At 70.8% G+C, this 21400-nt stretch carries 16 protein-coding genes; 12 read left to right on the forward strand and 4 right to left on the reverse strand.

Annotation, left to right across the window (positions count from 1 at the left end; translation table 11 throughout):
• Positions 1–100 precede the first annotated feature (100 nt).
• Positions 101–1108: a hypothetical protein gene (locus ACFVH0_RS03525; RefSeq protein ID WP_385817801.1), complete on the reverse strand. Its 1008-nt coding sequence runs from the start codon at positions 1106–1108 to the stop codon at positions 101–103.
• 140 nt (positions 1109–1248) lie between these two features.
• On the opposite strand from ACFVH0_RS03525, the gene ACFVH0_RS03530 reads away from it, so the two are divergent.
• Positions 1249–3897 carry a valine--tRNA ligase gene (locus ACFVH0_RS03530; protein WP_385817802.1) on the forward strand — a complete coding sequence of 883 codons (2649 nt, stop codon included), beginning with the start codon at positions 1249–1251 and terminating at the stop codon, positions 3895–3897.
• 70 nt (positions 3898–3967) lie between these two features.
• Here the strand turns inward: ACFVH0_RS03530 and ACFVH0_RS03535 are convergent, their stop codons facing one another.
• The 3 genes from ACFVH0_RS03535 to ACFVH0_RS03545 all read right to left on the reverse strand — a co-directional run bounded on the left by ACFVH0_RS03535 (position 3968) and on the right by ACFVH0_RS03545 (position 7435).
• The gene (locus tag ACFVH0_RS03535) at positions 3968–5338 is read right to left on the reverse strand and encodes a glycosyltransferase (protein ID WP_385817803.1); all 1371 of its coding nucleotides are present in this window, start codon (positions 5336–5338) and stop codon (positions 3968–3970) included.
• A gap of 49 nt (positions 5339–5387) precedes the next feature.
• Positions 5388–6533 (reverse strand): non-hydrolyzing UDP-N-acetylglucosamine 2-epimerase, encoded by a 1146-nt coding sequence (gene wecB / locus ACFVH0_RS03540; RefSeq protein WP_385817804.1) that lies wholly within the window; start codon positions 6531–6533, stop codon positions 5388–5390.
• Between the two features lie 200 nt (positions 6534–6733).
• Positions 6734–7435: a response regulator transcription factor gene (locus ACFVH0_RS03545; protein ID WP_385817805.1), complete on the reverse strand. Its 702-nt coding sequence runs from the start codon at positions 7433–7435 to the stop codon at positions 6734–6736.
• 115 nt (positions 7436–7550) lie between these two features.
• Here ACFVH0_RS03545 and ACFVH0_RS03550 point away from each other — a divergent pair, with 115 nt between their 5' ends.
• From ACFVH0_RS03550 to ACFVH0_RS03600, 11 genes are all read left to right on the forward strand, one after another.
• The gene (locus ACFVH0_RS03550) at positions 7551–9074 is read left to right on the forward strand and encodes a bifunctional folylpolyglutamate synthase/dihydrofolate synthase (protein WP_385817806.1); all 1524 of its coding nucleotides are present in this window, start codon (positions 7551–7553) and stop codon (positions 9072–9074) included.
• A 4-nt stretch (positions 9075–9078) separates the two neighbouring features.
• Positions 9079–9438, forward strand: a complete 360-nt coding sequence (locus ACFVH0_RS03555) for a DUF4233 domain-containing protein (RefSeq protein ID WP_385817807.1) — start codon at positions 9079–9081, stop codon at positions 9436–9438.
• Between the two features lie 96 nt (positions 9439–9534).
• Positions 9535–9948, forward strand: a complete 414-nt coding sequence (ndk, locus tag ACFVH0_RS03560) for a nucleoside-diphosphate kinase (RefSeq protein ID WP_124717727.1) — start codon at positions 9535–9537, stop codon at positions 9946–9948.
• A gap of 290 nt (positions 9949–10238) precedes the next feature.
• Positions 10239–11258 carry a rod shape-determining protein gene (locus ACFVH0_RS03565; RefSeq protein WP_124717728.1) on the forward strand — a complete coding sequence of 340 codons (1020 nt, stop codon included), beginning with the start codon at positions 10239–10241 and terminating at the stop codon, positions 11256–11258.
• Positions 11259–11375: 117 nt separating this feature from the next.
• Positions 11376–12428, forward strand: a complete 1053-nt coding sequence (gene mreC, locus ACFVH0_RS03570; RefSeq protein WP_385817808.1) for a rod shape-determining protein MreC — start codon at positions 11376–11378, stop codon at positions 12426–12428.
• Positions 12429–12439: 11 nt separating this feature from the next.
• Entirely contained in the window at positions 12440–13102 is a 663-nt protein-coding gene (gene mreD, locus ACFVH0_RS03575) for a rod shape-determining protein MreD (RefSeq protein WP_385817809.1), read from the forward strand.
• A gap of 61 nt (positions 13103–13163) precedes the next feature.
• Positions 13164–15329: a penicillin-binding protein 2 gene (mrdA, locus tag ACFVH0_RS03580; protein WP_385817810.1), complete on the forward strand. Its 2166-nt coding sequence runs from the start codon at positions 13164–13166 to the stop codon at positions 15327–15329.
• Positions 15329–16519: a rod shape-determining protein RodA gene (rodA, locus tag ACFVH0_RS03585; protein WP_385817811.1), complete on the forward strand. Its 1191-nt coding sequence runs from the start codon at positions 15329–15331 to the stop codon at positions 16517–16519. Before mrdA ends, rodA begins: the two co-directional genes overlap by 1 nt.
• Before the next feature lie 51 nt (positions 16520–16570).
• A complete protein-coding gene (locus ACFVH0_RS03590) occupies positions 16571–18094 on the forward strand; it encodes a CHAD domain-containing protein (protein WP_385817812.1) in 1524 nt (507 codons plus the stop codon).
• Between the two features lie 50 nt (positions 18095–18144).
• Positions 18145–20070 carry a TIGR03960 family B12-binding radical SAM protein gene (locus tag ACFVH0_RS03595; protein WP_385817813.1) on the forward strand — a complete coding sequence of 642 codons (1926 nt, stop codon included), beginning with the start codon at positions 18145–18147 and terminating at the stop codon, positions 20068–20070.
• Between the two features lie 90 nt (positions 20071–20160).
• Entirely contained in the window at positions 20161–21324 is a 1164-nt protein-coding gene (locus ACFVH0_RS03600) for a hypothetical protein (RefSeq protein WP_385817814.1), read from the forward strand.
• Positions 21325–21400 lie beyond the last annotated feature (76 nt).

Genomic DNA, 21400 nt, shown 5'->3' on the forward strand with positions numbered 1-21400 from the left:
GCTTGGGGGTGGGGGGGGGGAACTTTACGTCGGGGTCGGGTTAGGATTCCGCAAAGGGGGCGCCCGGCAGGGCGCCCCTTTTCCGTATGCCGCAGCCCGATCAGACCTTGGTGCGGGAGGTGTTGTAGAGCTTGGCGGTCAGGGTGGCCATGTCGTCCAGGGGGATGCCCTTCCCGGCCAGGGCGAGCGCCGTGTCGATGGCGTTGACCACACCGACCGTGCTGTAGTCGGCCCAGACGCAGACCGGGACCGTGAATTCCTTCGGGCCCTTCGTGGCGCTGCCGTCGCCGCTCGGGTTGGAGATCTTCATCTCCTGGCACTTCATCAGCGCGCCTTCGAATCCGGACGGCGTGACGGACTCGGGGCTACCGACGAGTTCGACGGTCATGCCCGCCTTGCCTTCCTTCATCGCCGCTTCGGCGTTGGCGAAGGAAACCTCGATGGCCTTGGCCGGGTCGGCGACCTCGCCCCAGGCACCCTGCAGGTTGAGCGCCTTGGTGGTGAGCGGATTGTCCTCGGTGCCGGCCTGGTAGTCGGCCCCCGCCTGCTGGGGGTTCTTGACGCCCATGGCTTCGGCCTTGGTCTTGCGCTGACCGGTCGCCGGCCCCGAGATCTCGCCGGTCGACTTCTTCTTGTACTCGTCGACCGAGGCCGCGGGCGTCAGCTTGTACCCCTTGGTGGAGTCCGCCACGGAGCCGCTGCCACCGCCCGACGTCAGGAAGTACACGCCGCCCGCGATGACCGCTACAGCCACGATCACGCTGCCGATGATCAGGCCGGTCTTCTTCTTCGGCTGGGCCGGGGGCATCGGCATCGTGCCGTAGGCCGGCTGGCCGCCGTACGGGGGAGTGGGGGGCTGCTGGCCGTAGGGGCCGGGCTGCTGGGCCTGGGGGTAGCCGTAGCCCGGCTGGGGCTGCTGCTGCGGCGGGACACCCTGGGGAGCCTGCTGGGGGTAGCCGTAACCGGGCTGGCCCTGCGGGGGCTGCTGGCCGTACGGGCCCGGCTGCTGGCCGTACGGTCCGGGCTGACCCTGCGGCTGCTGGCCGTACGGACCGGGCTGGCCCTGGGGCGGCTGGCCGCCGTACGGGCCCGGCTGGTTGTAGCTCATCTGCGGTGTCCCCTGTTCGGAATGCTTATGCGTTCCGAACATCCTGGCGGAAGGCTTGCCCGGATGGAGCACCGGGAGTCACACCGTTACTCAACAAACCGGTTTCAGTGCATGACTGTGACGGCCCTAAACTGTCCCCCGTGACCGAGAACACTCAGCAGACGCCAGCCAGCAACCCCGAACTGCCGACCCAGTACACACCGGCCGAGGTAGAGGGGAAGCTGTATGAGCGCTGGGTAGAGCGGGGTTACTTCGAAGCCGACGAGCACAGCGAGAAGCCGCCGTACTCCATCGTCATCCCGCCGCCGAACGTCACGGGCAGCCTGCACCTGGGGCACGCCTTCGAACACACGCTGATCGACGCCCTCGTCCGCCGCAAGCGCATGCAGGGCTTCGAGGCGCTGTACCAGCCCGGCATGGACCACGCCGGCATCGCCACCCAGAACGTCGTCGAGCGCGAGCTCGGCAAGGAGGGCAAGTCCCGCCACGACCTGGGTCGCGAGGCCTTCGTCGAGCGCGTCTGGCAGTGGAAGAACGAGTCCGGCGGCCAGATCTCCGGCCAGATGCGCCGCCTCGGTGAGGGCGTCGCCTGGTCCCGTGAGCGCTTCACCATGGACGAGGGCCTGTCCACCGCCGTCCAGACCATCTTCAAGCGGATGTACGACGACGAGCTCATCTATCGCAAAGAGCGCATCGTCAACTGGTGCCCGCGTTGTCTGACCGCGATCTCGGACATCGAGGTCGAGTACCAGGACGACGACGGCGAGCTGGTCTCGATGACGTACGGGGACGGGGACGACACCATCGTCGTCGCCACGACCCGCGCCGAGACGATGCTCGGTGACACCGCCGTCGCCGTCCACCCCGACGACGAGCGCTACAGGCACCTCGTCGGCAAGCAGATCCGGCTGCCGCTGACCGACCGCACGATCCCCGTCGTCGCCGACCACCACGTCGACCCGGAGTTCGGCACCGGCGCCGTGAAGGTCACTCCCGCGCACGACCCGAACGACTTCGAGATCGGTACGCGCCACGACCTGCCGTTCCTCACGGTCATGGACGAGCGCGCGGTCATCACCGTCCCCGGCCCGTTCGAGGGCCTGGACCGGCTGGAGGCCCGCTCCGCGATCGTCGCCGCGCTGCGTGCCGAGGGCCGGATCGTCGCCGAGAAGCGGCCGTACGTCCACTCCGTCGGCCACTGCTCGCGCTGCAAGACCACCGTCGAGCCCCGGCTGTCCATGCAGTGGTGGGTCAAGGTCGCCCCGCTCGCCAAGGCGGCCGGTGACGCCGTCCGCGACGGCAAGGTCAAGATCCACCCCCAGGAGATGGAGAAGCGGTACTTCGACTGGGTCGACAACCTCCACGACTGGTGCATCTCGCGCCAGCTGTGGTGGGGGCACCGGATTCCCGTCTGGCACGGACCCGACGGAGAGATGGTCTGCGTCGGCCCGGACGACGAGCCCCCCACCGGTGAGGGCTGGACGCAGGACGCCGACGTCCTGGACACCTGGTTCTCCTCCGGCCTGTGGCCGTTCTCCACGCTCGGCTGGCCCGAACAGACCGACAGCCTCGCGAAGTTCTACCCGAACTCGGTCCTGGTCACCGGCTACGACATCCTCTTCTTCTGGGTCGCCCGGATGATGATGTTCGGCCTGTACGTCAACGACGGCGTCCCGCCGTTCGAGACCATCGTCCTGCACGGCATGGTCCGCGACGAGCACGGCAAGAAGATGTCGAAGTCCTTCGGCAACGTCGTCAACCCGCTGGACTGGATGGACAAGTACGGCTCGGACGCGCTGCGCTTCACCCTGGCGCGCGGTGCCAACCCCGGCGTCGACGTCCCGATCGGCGAGGAGTGGGTCCAGGGCTCCGCCAAGTTCGCCAACAAGATCTGGAACGCCACGCGCTTCGCGCTGATGAACGGCGCCACGATCGAGGGCGAGCTGCCGTCCGCCGACGAGATGTCGGTGACCGACCGCTGGATCCTCTCCCGGCTGGGCAGCACCGTCGCCGAGGTCGACGCGTACTACGACGACTTCCAGTTCTCCAAGCTCAGCGAGGCGCTGCGGCACTTCGCCTGGGACGAGGTCTTCGACTGGTACGTCGAGCTGTCCAAGACCACGTTCTTCGCGGGCGGCCGCCCGGCCGAGGTCTCGGGCCGGGTCCTCGGCGAGGTCCTCGACGTGATGCTGCGCCTGCTGCACCCGGTCGTCCCGTTCGTCACGGAGACGCTCTGGACCGCGCTCACCGGCCGGGAGTCCGTCGTCATCGCCGACTGGCCGAAGGCTGTGTCCGTTCCCGGGGCTGACGCCCCGGGCGGCTTCCGCGACGCCGCGGCCGAGCAGGAGATCGCGCTCGTCCAGCAGGTCGTCACCGAGGTCCGCCGGTTCCGCTCCGACCAGGGCCTGCAGCCCGGCCAGAAGGTCCCGGCCGAGCTCACCCTGACCGGTACGCCGCTCGCCCCGCACGAGGCGGCCATCCGCCAGCTGCTGCGCCTCCAGCCCGCCGAGGAGGGCTTCCACGCCACGGCGACGCTGCCCGTCGCCGGGGCCACGGTCGCCCTCGACCTCTCCGGCACCATCGATGTCGAGGCCGAGCGCAAGCGCCTGACGAAGGACCTGGGCGCCGCCGAGAAGGAGAAGGCCCAGGCCCTCGGCAAGCTCTCCAACGAGGCGTTCCTCGGCAAGGCCCCGGACAACGTGGTCGACAAGATCCGCGGCCGGCTCGCCAAGGCCGAGGCCGACATCGAGCGGATCTCCGGTCAGCTGGCGAACCTGCCGCAGAGCTGATGACCTGAGCACGGAGCCCCCGTACCCCTGACCGACCAGGGGTACGGGGGCTTCGCCCGTTCCACGTGCGTCAGGACTCCAGCGCCACCGGGCCCGCGGTCACCGGCTCCGCGTTGCGCCGGGTCTTCGCCCAGCCGTTGCGGCCGCGCAGCATCCGCACGAAGGCCCGCGCCGAGACGACGAACAGGTGGTACGCGTACAGCCACAGCGCCAGCCCCCACACCAGCGAGCGCGCGAACGAGGCGTCCGGGGCGTGGTCGCGGCGGTAGACCGGGCCCCACAGGACGAACGGGGTGATGGACACCGCCGCCAGCACCAGGATCAGCGGCCAGTGGTCCAGCAGGGCCATCACCTCGTCAGCGCCCTGCCCCCGGATCAGGCCCACGGCGAGCGCGCCGAACACGAGCACGGTCAGCGCCAGGGTCACCAGATGGGCCAGCGGCTGGACGAAGGTGTACAGGGTCTCCAGCACCCCGCGGCCCGGAATGTGACGGGACGAGACGATCCGGGGCGCGTAACGCACGCACTGCAGGTTCCCCTGGGCCCAGCGGGTGCGCTGGGTCAGCAGCCGGCGGACGCTGGGCAGCGCCTCCTGGGAGACCCAGGTGTCGGCGACATGCGTCGTGCGGTAGCCCGCCAGCAGCATGTGGAGGCCCAGCTCGTAGTCCTCAAGCAGCGCGCCCTTCCGCCACGGGCGGCGCTCTGCCTCGCCGACCCGGTCCAGCGCGCCGAGCCGGGTGAACTGGCCGTTGCCGCCGAGGCCGGTGGAGCCCGTGCGGTTGCGCAGCAGCTGCATACCGGCGTTGGACACCGCGAACTCCATGTCCTGCACCCGCACCAGGACCCGGGCCGCCGCGTTCACCGGGCGTCCGCGTTCCGGGAAGGGCCGGCGGTCGCCCGCGTTGCGCATCCGTACGCCGATCTGCACACCGCCGACGTCCGGGTCGCCGAACGCCTCGGGGCCCGACACCAGCTCCAGCGCGCGCGGGTCGAGCTGCCCGTCCGCGTCCACGACACAGACGACCACCTTCGAGCGGTCGGTGCCCTCCGGCAGGAACGCCCCGAGCCGGTCGTACGCGGCGTTGAGCGCCGCGCCCTTCCCGGTCCTGGCGTCCGGACGGCGGCGCCGGACCAGATGCACCCGCGGGTCGTCGTCGGCGAGCGCCGCGACGACGGCGCCCGTGCGGTCCTCGCTGTCGTCGTCGATCACCCAGACGTCCGACGCCGGGAAGTCGGTACGCAGCCGGGTCACGGTCGTGCCGACGACCGCCTCCTCGTCCCGGCACGGCACGAAGAAATGCCAGTCGAGCAGGGAGGCGTCACCGGGCACGACGGGGGAGCGGCGCAGATACGACCGGCGGGCCCCCGCCCAGTAGAGCAGGAAGCCCAGCAGCAGGACGAAGGGAAGGACGAGCAGAACGGGGGCGAGTGAGCTGGGCATGGCTGCTTTCCATCGACGTGACTGCTGTGCATCGGGACGAGAAGGCCGGTCAGGCGGCCAGGGCCTGCCCGGCGGCGGGCCCGGCCGCTCCGGCGGCCGTGGCGACGAGCCGCGCGATCCGTTCGGCGGCGAGACCGTCGCCGTACGGGCTGGGCAGTGCGGCCAGCCGCCGCAGCCCCCGGTCGCCCTGCGCCAGCCGCAGCCGTGCCAGCCGGCCGAGCTCCGGGCCGGGCGTCACCAGGTCGGCGAAGTCGGCCATCGACTCGGGGCGCTCGGTGGAGCGGCGGACCACGATCAGCGGGCGCCCCAGCACCGTGCACTCCTCCTGGATGCCGCCCGAGTCGGAGACCAGCAGCGCGGCATGACGGGCCAGCGCCAGGAAGTCCCCGTACCCGAGCGGCTCCAGGACACGGATGCCGGCCAGCAGACCGCCCAGCCGCTCCGCCTCGATGCGGGCACGGGTGCGCGGGTGGAGCGGGAGCAGCACCGGGACCTCGTCGGTGGCGAGGGCGGCCAGCTCGGTGAGGACGGTGCGCAGAGTCGCCGTCCCGTCGGTGTTCTCCGGGCGGTGCACGGTGGCGAGTACGTAGCGGTCGCGGACGAGCCCGTGGCGGGCCAGCAGTGCGGTGCGCCGCCCGGCCGGGGGAAGGTGGCGCCGGACCGCCTCGACGACGGTGTTGCCGGTGACGGAGATCCGGTCGGCGGCGATGCCCTCGGCGAGCAGGTTCGCCCGGTTGTCCGGGGTCGCCGCGCAGAGCACGTCGGAGACCGCGTCGACCAGGACGCGGTTGTGCTCCTCCGGCATCGCCGGGTCATGGCTGCGCAGCCCGGCCTCGACGTGGACGAGCGGGACGGACCGCGCGTTGGCGGCCAGCGCGCCCGCCAGGGTGGCGTTGGTGTCGCCCTGGACGACGACGGCGGCGGGCCGGTCGTCGGCGAACAGCGCGTCCAGCTGCTCCAGCGAACGGCCGATCTGCACGGCCCGCGAGGTGCCGCCGATGCTGCTGAGCACCTCGGGACGGGGCAGCCCCAGCTCCGCCAGGAACCGGCCGGACATGGCGTCGTCCCAGTGCTGGCCGGTGTGGATCAGCCGGGTGGCGTCGCCGAGCCGGTGGATGACGGGCGCCAGCTTCACCAGTTCGGGGCGGGTGCCCAGAATCACGGCGACGGAGCGGGCGGGCAGTGCGCTGTACATGGAGTTCGGTGTTCCTTCTCGCCGTTCCCGGCCTCGGGGGAGCCCCAGAGTGGGGGACGGCGGTGGCAGAACCGGTGTGTGCGGGTTGCAGCCGGGTTGCAGCGCGGCCCGGACGTGCCGGAGGGGACCTGTGTCCGGGACCTTGTGCCCCCGCGGGCCGCCGGGCGGCGGGCCCTATTGCCCCGGTCCCGGCCGGGACCTCAGTCCTGACCGGGCTGCGCGGGGTAGCGGTACCCCACACCCCGTACGGTCTCGATGGGCGCGGGCGCACCGGTCGCCCCGGCGATCTTCCGGCGCAGCCGCAGCACCGTGTACTTCACCCGCGAGGCATCGCTGTCCGCGGACACGTCCCACACCATCCGCAGCAGCCGGTCCGCGGAGAGCACCTGCCCCGGATGGCGGGCGAGCGCGGCCAGCAGGGCGAACTCGATCGGGGTGAGGTCGAGCCGGTGCCCCGACAGGACGGCCTCGTGCGTGCTCAGGTCCAGGGTGAGCAGACCGTCCTCGACGACGGACGCGGTCTCGGGCGGGGCGTCGGCGGTGCGCCGCAGCCGGGCCCGCAGCAGCGGCCCGTGCAGCCGCTCCGAGAGTCCGGGCGTCAGATAGTCGTCGGCCCCCGCCTCCAGGGCGCGGGCGGCGTCCGCCACCCGGTACGTCAGGTCCACCACGGCGATCGGCAGATCGCTCATGTCCCGCACCCGGCTCAGCACCTCCCACGGATCGAGGCCGGGCAGCCGGAGGCTGAGGATCAGCCCGTCCGGGCGGTATCTGTACAGGGCGCGCAGCACGCTCTCGCCGGTGTGGACGACCAGCGTCTCGTACTGCGGGTCGGCACTCACCCGGGCGAGCGCCGGATGCAGGCCGTCGGGTGCGGCGATCAGGATCAGCGGGCGGGAGCGCACATCTCCACCATGCGCCCACCCGGCGCGACATGCCGACGGCGCTCCCCGCGTGGCTGAACCGGGCCCGCCACCGGGCGCTGCGTGCGATGTCCGTGCCCATCCGTAGACTGGCCCCGTGAGTGAGCCCCGCCCTTCCGACCGGCACGACGACTCCGATCCCGACGAGACCTTCGCGGAGATCGTCGACGAAGAGACCCAGCGCGACCCCGACCTGGCGGTGATCGAGGCCGGGAGCCGCACGCTGCGCACCCGCTCCGGACCGCCGCAGGGCGACGAGGTCCCCGCCCGCCCCGCCGACCCCGAGGTGGACAAGGCGCTGCGCGCCGTGGAGCAGGAGCTCGCCGGACGCTGGGGCGAGACCAAGCTGGAGCCCTCCGTCGCGCGTATCGCCGCGCTGATGGACGTGCTCGGCGAGCCCCAGCGCGCATACCCCTCGATCCACATCACCGGGACCAACGGCAAGACGAGCACGGCCCGCATGATCGAGGCGCTGCTCGGCGCCTTCGACCTGCGCACCGGCCGCTACACCTCGCCGCACGTCCAGTCGATCACCGAGCGGATCAGCCTGGACGGCTCCCCGATCGACCCCGAGCGGTTCATCGAGGCGTACCAGGACATCAAGCCGTACGTCGAGATGGTCGACGCCCAGCAGCCGTACCGGCTCTCCTTCTTCGAGGTGCTGACGGGCATGGCCTACGCGGCCTTCGCCGACGCCCCGGTCGACGTCGCGGTAGTCGAGGTCGGCATGGGCGGCAGCTGGGACGCGACCAACGTCATCGACTCCTCGGTCGCCGTCGTCACCCCCATCTCGCTGGACCACACCGACCGGCTCGGCACCACGCCCGCCGAGATCGCCGGTGAGAAGTCCGGAATCATCAAGCAGGGCGCCACGGTCATCCTGGCCCAGCAGCCGGTGGACGCCGCGCAGGTCATGCTGAAGAAGGCCGTCGAGGTCGACGCCACGGTCGCCCGCGAGGGCATGGAGTTCGGCGTCGTCTCCCGCGAGATCGCGGTCGGCGGCCAGCTGCTGACGCTGCGCGGCCTCGGCGGCGAGTACGAGGAGATCTTCCTCCCGCTGTACGGCGCCCACCAGGCGCACAACGCGGCGGTGGCGCTCTCCGCGGTGGAGGCGTTCTTCGGGATCGGTGCCGAGCAGCCCGGCTCGCTCGACGTCGACACGGTCCGCCGGGCGTTCGCCTCGGTGGTCTCCCCGGGCCGCCTCGAAGTCGTCCGCTCCAGCCCCACCGTCGTCCTGGACGCGGCGCACAACCCCGCGGGCGCCCGCGCCACCGCCGACGGCCTCTCCGAGGCGTTCGGCTTCTCCCGGCTGATCGGTGTGGTCGGCGCCAGCGGCGACAAGGACGTCAAGGGGCTCCTCGAAGCCTTCGAGCCGATCTTCGCCGAGGTCGTCATCACGCAGAACTCCAGCGGCCGCGCGATGGACGTCGACGAACTGGCCGCCGTCGCGGTCGAGGTCTTCGGCGAGGACCGCGTCCAGGTGGAGCCGCGCCTGGACGACGCCCTGGAGGCGGCGATCACCCTCGCCGAGGAAGAGGACGAGTACGCGGGCGCCGGGGTGCTGGTGACCGGCTCCGTGATCACGGTCGGCGAGGCCCGGCTGCTTCTGGGAAGGCGCTGACCGCATGCGTACGCTCTGTGCATCCACGCTGATCGGCGAGTTCTTCGTCATCGGCTTCGCCGGACTCGTCGCGATGAAGTCCGACGACCTGACCGGTGCCACGGTCTGGACGGTCTGCGGCATCGGCATGCTGCTCTCCGTGCTGCTCTGCGGGATGGTCACCCGTCCCGGTGGCATACAGCTCGGCTGGGCGCTGCAGATCGCCCTGGTGCTGAGCGGCTTCGTCGTCCCGATGATGTTCATCCTCGGCGTGGTCTTCGCCGGTCTGTGGTGGGCCTCGGTGCACTACGGCCGCAAGATCGACGAGGCGAAGGCCCGCTGGGCGGCGGCGCAGGAAGCCGCCGAGGCGCCGGCCGGCGGCTGACCCGGTGCCCGGTGGCCAAACCCGGCCGCCGGGCGGCCCCCGTACCCCTGTAGCCTCGGTTCACCGCACCCGCATGCCTGCAAGGAGCCGCACACCATGACCCAGCGCACCCTCGTTCTCCTCAAGCCCGACGCGGTCCGGCGCGGACTGGTCGGCGAGATCGTCGGGCGGATCGAGCGCAAGGCCGGCTGGCGGATCACCGCACTGGAGCTGCGCACCCTCGACCGCGCCACGCTGGAGCAGCACTACGCCGAGCACGTCGGCCGCCCGTTCTACGAGCCGCTCGTCGAGTTCATGCAGTCCGGCCCGATCGTGGCGCTGGTCGCCGAGGGCGAGCGGGTCATCGAGGGCATCCGGACGCTGGCCGGCCCCACCGACCCGATCGCCGCCGCGCCCGGCTCCATCCGGGGCGACTTCGGCACCATCACCCGGGAGAACCTCATCCACGCCTCGGACTCCGAGGAGTCCGCGGAGCGGGAACTGAAGCTCTTCTTCCCCGGACTCGTCTGATCCGCGATCAGCCGAACAGCGCTCATGACCTGGGGCGACCGAATTAATTCGGTCGCCCTTCGGTATAGGGTCCCAGATCGCGGGAACGCATCCCTCCGACGTAACGTCACCATGAGTGGAACGGCCACCCGTTCCGCCCACAATGGCGAAGGACCCTCGCGCGGTGTCCGTCAATACGGCACTACGATGGAATCTTCCACGCCCGCAGCGCTCAGCTCGCCGTCCAGAACAAGCCACATCGCTTTCTCGGAAGGCCCGACGCATCCTCAATGGGGAACAAGGGGAAATCAATGTCGTTCATCGGCCGTGACATGGCTATCGACCTCGGGACTGCCAACACGCTGGTGTACGTCAGGGGGCGCGGCATCGTTCTGAACGAGCCGTCCGTCGTGGCCATCAACACCAACACCGGCGGGATCCTGGCGGTCGGCTCCGAGGCCAAGAAGATGATCGGGCGTACACCGGGCAACATCGTTGCCGTACGGCCCCTGAAGGACGGCGTGATCGCCGACTTCGAGATCACCGAGCGGATGCTCCGCTACTTCATCCTGAAGATCCACAAGCGCCGCTACCTGGCCCGCCCGCGGGTCGTCGTCTGCGTGCCCTCCGGCATCACCGGGGTCGAGCGACGCGCCGTCATCGAGGCATCGACGCAGGCCGGTGCGCGCCAGGTGCACATCATCGAGGAGCCCATGGCCGCGGCCATCGGCTCCGGGCTGCCGGTCCACGAGGCCACCGGCAACATGGTCGTCGACATCGGTGGCGGCACCACCGAGGTCGCGGTCATCTCGCTGGGCGGAATCGTCACTGCCCAGTCGATCCGCGTCGCCGGCGACGAACTGGACAACGCGATCATCCAGCACGTCAAGAAGGAGTACTCACTCCTCCTCGGCGAGCGCACCGCCGAGCAGATCAAGATCACCATCGGTTCGGCGTACGACATGGACAAGGACGAGCACACCGAGATCCGCGGCCGCGACCTGGTCTCCGGGCTGCCCAAGACCGTGGTCATCTCGGCCGCCGAGGTCCGCAAGGCCATCGAGGAGCCGGTCAACGCGATCGTCGACGCCGTGAAGACCACGCTCGACAAGTGCCCGCCGGAGCTCTCCGGCGACGTCATGGACCGCGGCATCGTCCTCACCGGCGGCGGCGCGCTGCTGCGCGGACTGGACGAGCGGCTGCGCCGCGAGACCGGCATGCCGATCCACATCGCGGAGGACCCGCTGGACTCGGTGGCGCTCGGATCCGGCAAGTGCGTCGAGGAGTTCGAGGCGCTCCAGCAGGTGCTGGACGCCCAGCCCCGCAGGTGAGCAACCCCGCGGGTGGACAACACAATCGGTCCGCCGTACGGAACACTGCGGTTCCGTACGGCCGATCGTTGATATACAGGCACGAACATTCCGACGAGGAAGGCACGGCCGCCGCACGTGAGGGACACACGAGAGAGCCGGCTGCTCCTGGTGCTGCTGATCGCCATCGCGTTCGCATTGATCACGGTGGACATCCGCGGAGGCGAGGAGTCGCCGGTGGACGGCGCCCGGCGGGCCGCCGCAGCGGCCTTCGGGCCGGTGGAGAACGGCGTCGCGGCCGCCGTCGACCCGGTGGGCAACGCCATAGGGGCGGTACGCGACTCCGGTGAACGGCACAACCGGATCGCCCAGCTGGAACAGCAGAACGCCGCGCTCAAGACGAAGCTCGGCAGCGACGACCGCAACCGCAGCAGGGTCCGTGAGCTCGACCGGATGCTGAAGAAGTCGGCCGCCGGACAGTACGGCATCAAGGGCGCCGAGGTCATCGCCATAGGAGCGGCCCAGGGCTTCTCCTGGACGGTCACCATCGACGCGGGTTCCGACGACGGAATCAAGCGCGACATGACGGTCATCAACGGTGACGGCCTGGTCGGCCGGGTCACCACCGTCGGCCCGGACACCGCCACGGTGCTCCTCGCCAACGACCCCGACTTCACCGTCGGCACCCGCATGGAGAAGACCGACGAACTGGGCTTCGCCACCGGCCAGGGCTCCCAGCCGCTGTCCGTCCAGTTCCTCAACGGCAAGGCCAAGGTGAAGAAGGGCGACCGGCTGGTCACCTTCGGCTCCAGCAAGGACAAGCCCTTCGTGCCCGGCGTCCCGGTCGGCGAGGTCGTCCGGGTGGACCCGTCCGGCGGCGGCCTGACCCGTACCGTCTACGTCCGTCCGTACGTCGGCTTCACCAAGCTCGACATCGTCGGCGTCGTGGTCCAGGCCCCGCGCGAGGACCCCCGCGACATGGTCCTGCCGAAGCAGCCCGCCAAGCCCGCGAAGCCGAAGCCCACCCCCACCGTCACCGTCACCATCTCGCCCAACGGAGACATCGTCGACACCGAAGGAAACGTGGTCGGGAACATCCACGAGAGCCCGGATCCCAGCGGCAGCCCGGACCCGAGCGGCGGTCCGGACGCCACACCGAACGCCGGCAACGCGGTCAACGAGCAGAGGTAGAGCTGATTCCCATGCGTCTGAACCGGATTCTGCTCTCCACCGTCCTGGTCGTCGTCGCCCTCGTCGTCCAGGTCTCCGTGCTCGCCCGCCTCCAGCTCCCCGGCGCCGTGCCCGACCTGCTGCTCCTCGTCGTCCTCGCCCTCGCCTTCGTGTACGGGCACGTCAGCGGCGCCCTCATCGGCTTCGGCGCGGGACTCCTCGCCGACCTGGCACCGCCCGCCGACCACGCCGCCGGACGCTACGCACTGGTCCTGTGCGTCATCGGCTACCTCGCCGGGCTGGCGAAGCCGGAGAACGGGCAGCTGAAGTCGGCGATGGTCCCGATGATCGGGGTGGTCGCCGCGGCGATCGGCTCGACCCTGCTGTACGCGCTGGTCGGCGCGCTCGTCGGGGACACGGCGGCCCGTCATGTCGGCCTCGGCAGCCTGCTGTTCACCGCGGCCGTCTACGACCTGCTCCTCGCCCCCTTCGTCGTACCGCTGGTCATGGCCATCGCCAGACGCACGGTGAACGACCCGCTCGCCGACACCTCCGGCGGCGGCGACGTGGCCGCGGGCTGGCTCGCCTCCGGCACCGGACTGCGGATCGGCAGCCAGCGCGGCGGACTGCGCGTCAAGGCCGCCCGCAACCGCGCCTCCCGCGCCGGACGGATCAAGGGGGTCAAGCGACTGTGAGGCCGCACCGCAGGCGGGACACCGCGCGTACCCCCGGCCCGACCACCACCGGGGGCGCCCCGTGACCAACATCCCCGAGACCGGCCGGACCCAGCGGGTCCAGATCCGGCTCATCGTCATCCAGGTCCTCGTCTTCTCCCTGCTGCTCACCCTCGGCGGGCGCCTCTGGTACCTCCAGATCCGCAACGGCCAGGAGTACAGCGACGAGGCGAAGAACAACCACGTACAGCAGGTCGTCCAGCCCGCCGTCCGCGGCTCCATCCTCGACGCGCGCGGTGTGCCGCTGGCCGACAACGAGACCCGGCTGGTCGTCTCCGCGAGCCGCACCGAGCTGATGAAGATGGACGACGACGGCAAGAGCGTCCTGACCCGGCTCGCCGGTGTCCTCGGCATGAAGCCCAAGGAAGTCCTCGACAAGGTCCGGCTCTGCGACTCCAAGACGCCGCAGCCCTGCTGGAACGGCTCGCCGTACCAGCCGATCCCGGTCACCGACGAGGCCACCACCCAGCAGGCCCTCACGATCCGCGAACGCGCCGAGGACTTCCCCGGCATCACCGCCGAACCCACCGCCGTACGCCGGTACGGAGCGCCCGGCAAGGCCAACACCGCCCAGGTCCTCGGCTACCTCTCGCCGGTCACCGACGACGAGATCACCAAGGCCCAGGACACCGACTCGCCGTACCTGCGCTCCGACCAGGTCGGCCGCTCCGGCCTGGAGCGCACCTACGACAAGGAACTGCGCGGCAAGGCCGGGGTCACCCGCTACGAGGTCGACAACCTCGGCCGGGTCATCGGCCAGGCCAAGAACGACAAGGCGGAGCCCGGCTCCACCGTCGTCACCTCGATCGACGCCAGGGTCCAGGCCGTCGCCGAGTACGAGCTCAACGAGGCCATGAAGGCCGCCCGGCAGTCCTTCGACAAGAACACCGGCGAGAACTACAAGGCCGACTCGGGCGCCGTCGTCGTCATGGAGGCCAAGACCGGCCGCGTCGTCTCGATGGCCTCCCTGCCGAACTACGACCCCAACTCCTGGGTCGGCGGCATCTCCGCCAAGGACTACGCCAAGCTCACCGGCAAGAACTCCAACTTCCCGCTGCTGAACCGGGCCATCCAGGGCCAGGCCGCCCCCGGCTCGATCTTCAAGGTCATCTCCTCGACCGCCGCGGTCAACGCCGGATACCCCTTCGACGGCAACTACCCCTGCCCCAGCTCGTACAACGTCGGCGGGCAGACCTTCAAGAACTTCGAGTCCCAGGGCTACGGCTCCATCACCATCGGCCGGGCGCTCGAAGTCTCCTGCGACACCGTGTACTACGGCATCGCGCACAAGGAGTGGCTGAAGGACGGCGGGATGAACCCCAAGAAGAACGCCAAGGACTGGTTCTACAGGACCGCCCACCAGTTCGGCCTCGGCAAGGAGACCGGCATCGACCTCCCCAACGAGGTCAGCGGCCGGGTTCCCGACCGCAAGTGGAAGCAGGACTTCTACAAGGCGAACAAGGACGCCTGGTGCAAGCAGGGCAAGAAGGGCGGCACGTACGTCGAGCAGATCGCGTACGAGAACTGCCTCGAAGGCGACAAGATGCGCGCCGGTGACTCCGTCAACTACTCGATCGGCCAGGGCGACACGCTCGTCACCCCGATCCAGATGGCCACCATCTACGCCGCGATCTCCAACGGCGGCACCCTCTACGACCCCACCGTCGGCAAGGCGATCGTCAGCGGTGACGGCAGGACCGTCCAGGAGATCGAGCCCAAGTCGCACGGCAAGCTGCCCTTCAGCCGCAAGACGCGCAACGAGATAGACGGTGCCCTCGCGGGTGTCGCGACCCGCGGTTCGGCCGCCTGGCGATTCGGCGGCTGGCCGCAGGACAAGATCCCGATGCACGCCAAGACGGGTACGGCCGAGGTCTACGGCAAGCAGACGACCTCCTGGTTCGCCACGTACACCAAGGACTACTCGATCGTCATGACGATCTCCCAGGGCGGTACGGGCTCCGGCGCGTCCGGGCCCGCCGTGCGCAACATCTACGACGCCCTCTACGGTCTCGACGACTCCGGCAAGCAGGACCTGAAGAAGGCGCTGCTGCCCACCCCGCAGAAGTCCCTGCCGAAGATCCAGCAGGACGGCTCGATCGACGCCCCGGAGATCAAGCCCTACAACCCGGACTCGCAGAAGACCCCGCAGGAGCAGACCCTCGCCGCGACGCTGGGGAGGCGTGACTGATGGCCGGCTTCTCCGTCCAGCGGTACGCCCCCGAGCGGTCCGCCTGGGGCAAACTCACCGCCCGCGACTCCGTCGTACGCAAACTCGACTGGCCGCTGCTCGGATCCGCGATCGCGCTCTCCTTCATCGGCTCGCTGCTGGTCTACTCGGCGACCCGGGGGCGCGACTCGCTCACCCACGGCGACCCGTACTACTTCCTCTTCCGGCACGCCCTCAACACCGGCATCGGCTTCGCCCTGATGGTCGGCACGATCTGGCTCGGCCACCGCACCCTGCGCGGCGCCGTCCCGATCCTCTACGGCCTCTCGGTGCTCCTGGTGCTCGCGGTGCTCACCCCGCTCGGCGCCACCGTCAACGGCGCCCACGCCTGGATCATCATCGGCGGCGGCTTCTCGCTCCAGCCGTCCGAGTTCACCAAGATCACCATCATCCTGATCATGGCGATGCTGCTCGCCGAGCGCGTCGACGCGGGCGACCAGCTCCACCCCGACCACCGGACCGTCGCCAAGGCGCTCGGCCTGGCGGCCGTCCCGATGGCGGTCGTCATGGGAATGCCGGACCTCGGCTCCGTGATGGTCATGGTCGTCATCGTGCTCGGCGTGCTCCTCGCCTCCGGCGCCTCCAACCGCTGGATCGCCGGCCTGCTCGGCGCGGGCGTGGCAGGCGCGGTCGCGATCTGGCAGCTCGGCCTGCTCGACGAGTACCAGATCGCCCGCTTCGCCGCCTTCGCCAACCCCGCGCTCGACCCGGCGGGCGTCGGCTACAACACCAACCAGGCCCGCATCGCGATCGGCTCCGGCGGCCTCTCCGGAACGGGCCTCTTCCACGGCACCCAGACCACCGGCCAGTTCGTCCCCGAGCAGCAGACCGACTTCGTCTTCACCGTCGCGGGCGAGGAGCTCGGCTTCCTCGGCGCCGGCCTGATCCTCGTACTGCTCGGCGTCGTCCTGTGGCGCGCCTGCCGGATCGCCCGCGAGACGACCGAGCTGTACGGCACGATCGTCGCCGCCGGAATCATCGCCTGGTTCGCCTTCCAGGCCTTCGAGAACATCGGGATGACGCTCGGCATCATGCCGGTCGCCGGACTCCCGCTGCCGTTCGTGTCGTACGGAGGATCCTCGATGTTCGCCGTCTGGGTGGCCGTCGGGCTGCTCCAGTCGATCAGGGTGCAACGGCCGATAAGCGCCTGAGCCGGCACCGCAGCACTGCCCATTCGCGCACAACACGTCTAGATTCGGGTCATGGCGGACTCGAAGCGCGAGATCGAGCGGAAGTACGAAGCCACCGCGGCCACCCGGCTCCCGGACCTGAGCCGGGTGACCGGGGTCTCGGCCGTCGCCCACCGGGGCGTCACCGAACTGGACGCCGTCTACTACGACACCGAGGACCTCCGGCTCGCGGCGGACTCCCTCACCCTGCGCCGCCGCACCGGCGGGAGCGACGCGGGCTGGCACCTCAAGTTCCCGGTTGCCTCCGGCATCCGGGACGAGCTGCGGGAACCCCTCTCCGACACCCTGCCCCGCTCCTTCGCGGGGCTGCTGCGTTCCCGGGCCCGTGACCGCGGACTCGCTCCCGTCGTCCGGCTGGTCTCCGCCCGCGACGTCCACCACCTCCTCGACGCCCGGGGCGCGCTGCTCGCCGAGGTCAGCGTCGACCGGGTGCGGGCCGAACGGCTGACGGACGGCGGCTCCACGGCCGCCTGGACCGAGATCGAGGCCGAACTCGCGGACGACGGCGACCCGGCCTTCCTGGACGCCGTGGAGCGCCGGCTGCGCAAGGCGGGGATCCGCCCGTCCGCGTCCCCGTCCAAGCTGTCCAGAGCGCTCGCCGAGACCGCGCCGCAGCGGCGGAAGAGCCGCCCCGCCGCGAGGACCGGGCGGCCCACCGCGGGCGATCACGTCCTCGCGTACATCCGCCGCCAGAGAGAGGCGATCGTCGCCCTGGACCCCGCCGTGCGGCGCGACCTCCCCGACTCCGTGCACCAGCTGCGCGTCGCCACCCGCAGGCTGCGCAGCGCCCTGCGGACCTACCGGAAGATCCTCGACCGCGATGTCACCGACCCCGTGGGGGCCGAGCTGAAATGGCTGGCCGCCGAGCTGGGCATCGACCGCGACCAGGAGGTGCTCGACGCCCGGCTGCGCTCCGGCCTCGACGCGCTGCCCCGCGCCCTGGCCCTGGGCCCGGTGCGCGGCCGGCTCCGCATCCGGTCGGCGGCCCGGCGCGGCGGTTCCCGCCGCCGCACCGTCGCCGTGCTCGACGGGGAGCGGTATCTGGCCCTCCTGGAGAGCCTGGACACCCTGCTCGCCGTCCCGCCCCTGCTGCCCGCCGCGTCCCGCGCCCCGGAGCGGGCGCTGCCCCGCGCGGTGCTGAAGGAGTACGGGCGCCTCGCGACCCGGATCGGCCACGCCCTGGAGCTGCCGCCCGGCCACGACCGGGACCTGGCCGCGCACGAGGCCCGCAAGGCCGCCAAACGCGTCCGGTACGCGGCGGAGGCGGCCCGGCCCGCGCTCGGGAAACCCGCCAAGCGGTTCGCCAAGCGGATGAAGGCCGTCCAGAGCCTCCTCGGCGACCACCAGGACAGCGTGGTGGCCCGCGAGGCACTGCGCACCCTGGCGGTCCAGGCACACGCCGCTGGGGAGCCGGCCTTCACCTGGGGACTGCTGTACGGGCGGGAGGAGGCGGCCGCCGCCGCCAGCGAGCGTGAGCTGCCGGAGGTCTGGGAGCGGGCGTCGCGCCCGGAGCTCCGGGCGGCGCTGGGAGGCTGAGCATCGGGGTACGCTTGATGGTCACCCTTGCCGGCTCTCGAAAGTGCGCGATGTCTGTCGATTCGGTCTTCCCACAGCTCGAAGCTCTGCTCCCGCATGTGCAGAAGCCCATCCAGTACGTCGGCGGTGAACTGAACTCCACCGTCAAGCCGTGGGACGAATGCGACGTCCGCTGGGCCCTGATGTACCCGGACGCGTACGAGGTCGGGCTCCCCAACCAGGGCGTCATGATCCTCTACGAGGTGCTCAACGAACGCCAGGGCGTGCTCGCCGAGCGCACCTACAGCGTGTGGCCGGACCTCGAAGAGCTGATGCGCGAGCACCAGGTCCCGCAGTTCACCGTGGACAGTCACCGCCCGGTCAAGGCGTTCGACGTCTTCGGGCTGAGCTTCTCCACCGAGCTCGGCTACACCAACATGCTCACCGCCCTGGACCTCGCGGGCATCCCGCTGGAAGCCAAGGACCGCACGGTCGACGACCCGATCGTGCTGGCCGGCGGCCACGCCGCGTTCAACCCCGAGCCGATCGCCGAGTTCATCGACTGCGCGGTCATCGGCGACGGCGAGCAGGCCGTCCTGGAGATCACCGAGATCATCCGCGCCTGGAAGGCCGAGGGCCGCCCCGGCGGCCGCGAGGAGGTGCTCTTCCGCCTAGCAAGGACCGGCGGCGTGTACGTCCCGGGCTTCTACGACGTCGAGTACCTCCCGGACGGCCGCATCGGCCGCGTCGTACCGAACAGGTCGGGCGTGCCGTGGCGGGTCTCCAAGCACACCGTCATGGACCTCGACGAGTGGCCGTACCCGAAGCAGCCCCTCGTCCCCCTCGCCGAGACCGTCCACGAGCGGATGTCCGTCGAGATCTTCCGCGGCTGCACCCGCGGCTGCCGTTTCTGCCAGGCCGGCATGATCACGCGCCCCGTGCGGGAGCGAAGCATCACCGGCATCGGCGAGATGGTCGAGAAGGGTCTCAAGGCGACCGGCTTCGAGGAGGTCGGCCTGCTCTCGCTGTCCTCCGCGGACCACACCGAGATCGGTGAGATCGCCAAGGGCCTCGCCGACCGGTACACCGAGGACAAGATCGGCCTCTCGCTGCCCTCCACCCGCGTCGACGCGTTCAACGTGGACCTGGCCAACGAGCTGACCCGCAACGGCCGCCGCTCCGGACTCACCTTCGCCCCCGAGGGCGGCTCCGAGCGGATGCGCAAGGTCATCAACAAGATGGTCTCGGAAGAGGACCTCATCCGTACCGTCGCCACCGCGTACGGCAACGGCTGGCGCCAGGTGAAGCTGTACTTCATGTGCGGCCTGCCCACCGAGACCGACGAGGACGTCCTCCAGATCGGCGACATGGCGGTCAACGTGATCGCCAAGGGCCGCGAGGTCTCCGGACAGAACGACATCCGCTGCACCGTCTCCATCGGCGGCTTCGTGCCCAAGCCGCACACCCCGTTCCAGTGGGCCCCGCAGCTGAGTGCCGAGGAGACCGACGCCCGGCTGACCAAGCTGCGGGACAAGATCCGCGGCGACAAGAAGTACGGCCGCTCCATCGGCTTCCGCTACCACGACGGCAAGCCCGGCATCGTCGAGGGCCTGCTCTCGCGCGGCGACCGCCGCGTCGGCTCCGTCATCCGCGCCGTCTACGAGTCCGGCGGCCGCTTCGACGGCTGGCGCGAGCACTTCAGCTACGACCGCTGGATGACCGCCGCCGAGAAGACGCTGCCCGAGTACGGCGTGGACGTCGACTGGTACACCACCCGCGAGCGGAGCTACGAGGAGGTCCTGCCCTGGGACCACCTGGACTCCGGCCTCGACAAGGACTGGCTCTGGGAGGACTGGCAGGACTCGCTCGACGAGACCGAGGTCGAGGACTGCCGCTGGACCCCGTGCTTCGACTGCGGTGTCTGCCCGCAGATGGACACCAGCATCCAGATCGGCCCGACCGGCAAGAAGCTGCTGCCGCTCTCGGTCGTGAAGTAGCCGCCCACGAGCCCGTCCCGCAAGGTGACGGCTCGGTGACGAAGGCCCGGCCCGGGAAACTCCCGGCCGGGCCTTCGCGTCATCCACGGCATGGACCACGGCAAACACCAGGCCCCGGCGGAGTACGAAGCCGGCGAGGGCTGTCTGACCACACTGATCCGGATCCCGGTGCGGATCGTGGTGCTGGTCGTCGTCCTGCCCGTGCGGATGGTCTGGGACGCCCTGGTGGTGACGGCCCGCGCCGTCGACCGGACCCTGCTGCGCCCGCTGGGCCGCGCCCTGACCTGGCTGTACGAGTCGGTGCTCACGCCGGTCGGCCATGCGCTGCTGTGGCTGGCCGCCGCGGTTTTCGTCCGGCCGTGGGTCGCGCTCTGGCGGTACGTGGTGGTGCCCGCGGCGCGGTACGGGCTGGTGGCGCCCGTGGTGTGGCTGTACGAGGCGGTGCTCACACCGGTCGGGCACGGGCTGCGATGGCTGTACCGGGAGCTGCTCGCACCTGCCGGACGCGGGATCCGCCGGGCCGTCGGGTGGGTGCTCACCGTTCTCGTCGTCCTGCCGGTGACCGGACTGTGGCGGTACGTCCTGGTGCCCCTCGGCCTCGGCGCCGCCTGGCTGGTCGAGCACCTGGCCGTACGGCCGCTGGGGTGGCTGTACCGGGAAGTGCTCACCCCGCTCGGACACGGCATCGCCTGGCTGCTCGACAAGCTGGCGCGCGGGATCGTGGCCGCCGGGGCCGGGCTGTGGGCAGCGGTGGTGTGGCTGCTCGCGAACCTGCTGCTCGCACCGGTCCGTTGGCTGTACCGGCGGGTCCTGGCCCCGGTCGGCCGGGAGATCGCCGCCGCGATCGGCGTCGCCTGGCAGGTCGCGGGGTACATCTCGCGGGCCGTCGGCCGGGCCATTGCCTGGCTCGCCTGGCATCTGGTCGGGGCGCCGGTGACCTGGGCCTACCGCACGGTCTGCACACCGGTGGGCCATTTCCTGCGCGATCGGATCTGGGCCCCCGCCAGGCGCGCCGCCGTCGAGACCGGACGCGCGGCCCGGTCCGCGCTGCGCTCGGCGGGCGAGACCGTCCGCCGGGCACGCCGTGATGCGTGGCGGGCCCTGGTCGGCGGCGCCCGGGAGCCCGAGCCCCGGGAACCGGGAAGCCCCCTTGCGCGTAGGCTGGGTGGTACGCAACAAACAACGACTGTGCCCAGCGCGGCGCCCGAACCAGAGATCTCCTCGCCCGGAGCCCAAAAAGCCGGGTGGGGGTGAGCCGGACCGGACGCCCCGGGCCACCCGCATTTCGAGGGCGGCGTGCCACCGCGTCCGCCCCGCACCGAGGAGAAGA

The sequence above is a fragment of the Streptomyces sp. NPDC127117 genome, assembly GCF_042677325.1.
Lineage (GTDB): Bacteria > Actinomycetota > Actinomycetes > Streptomycetales > Streptomycetaceae > Streptomyces.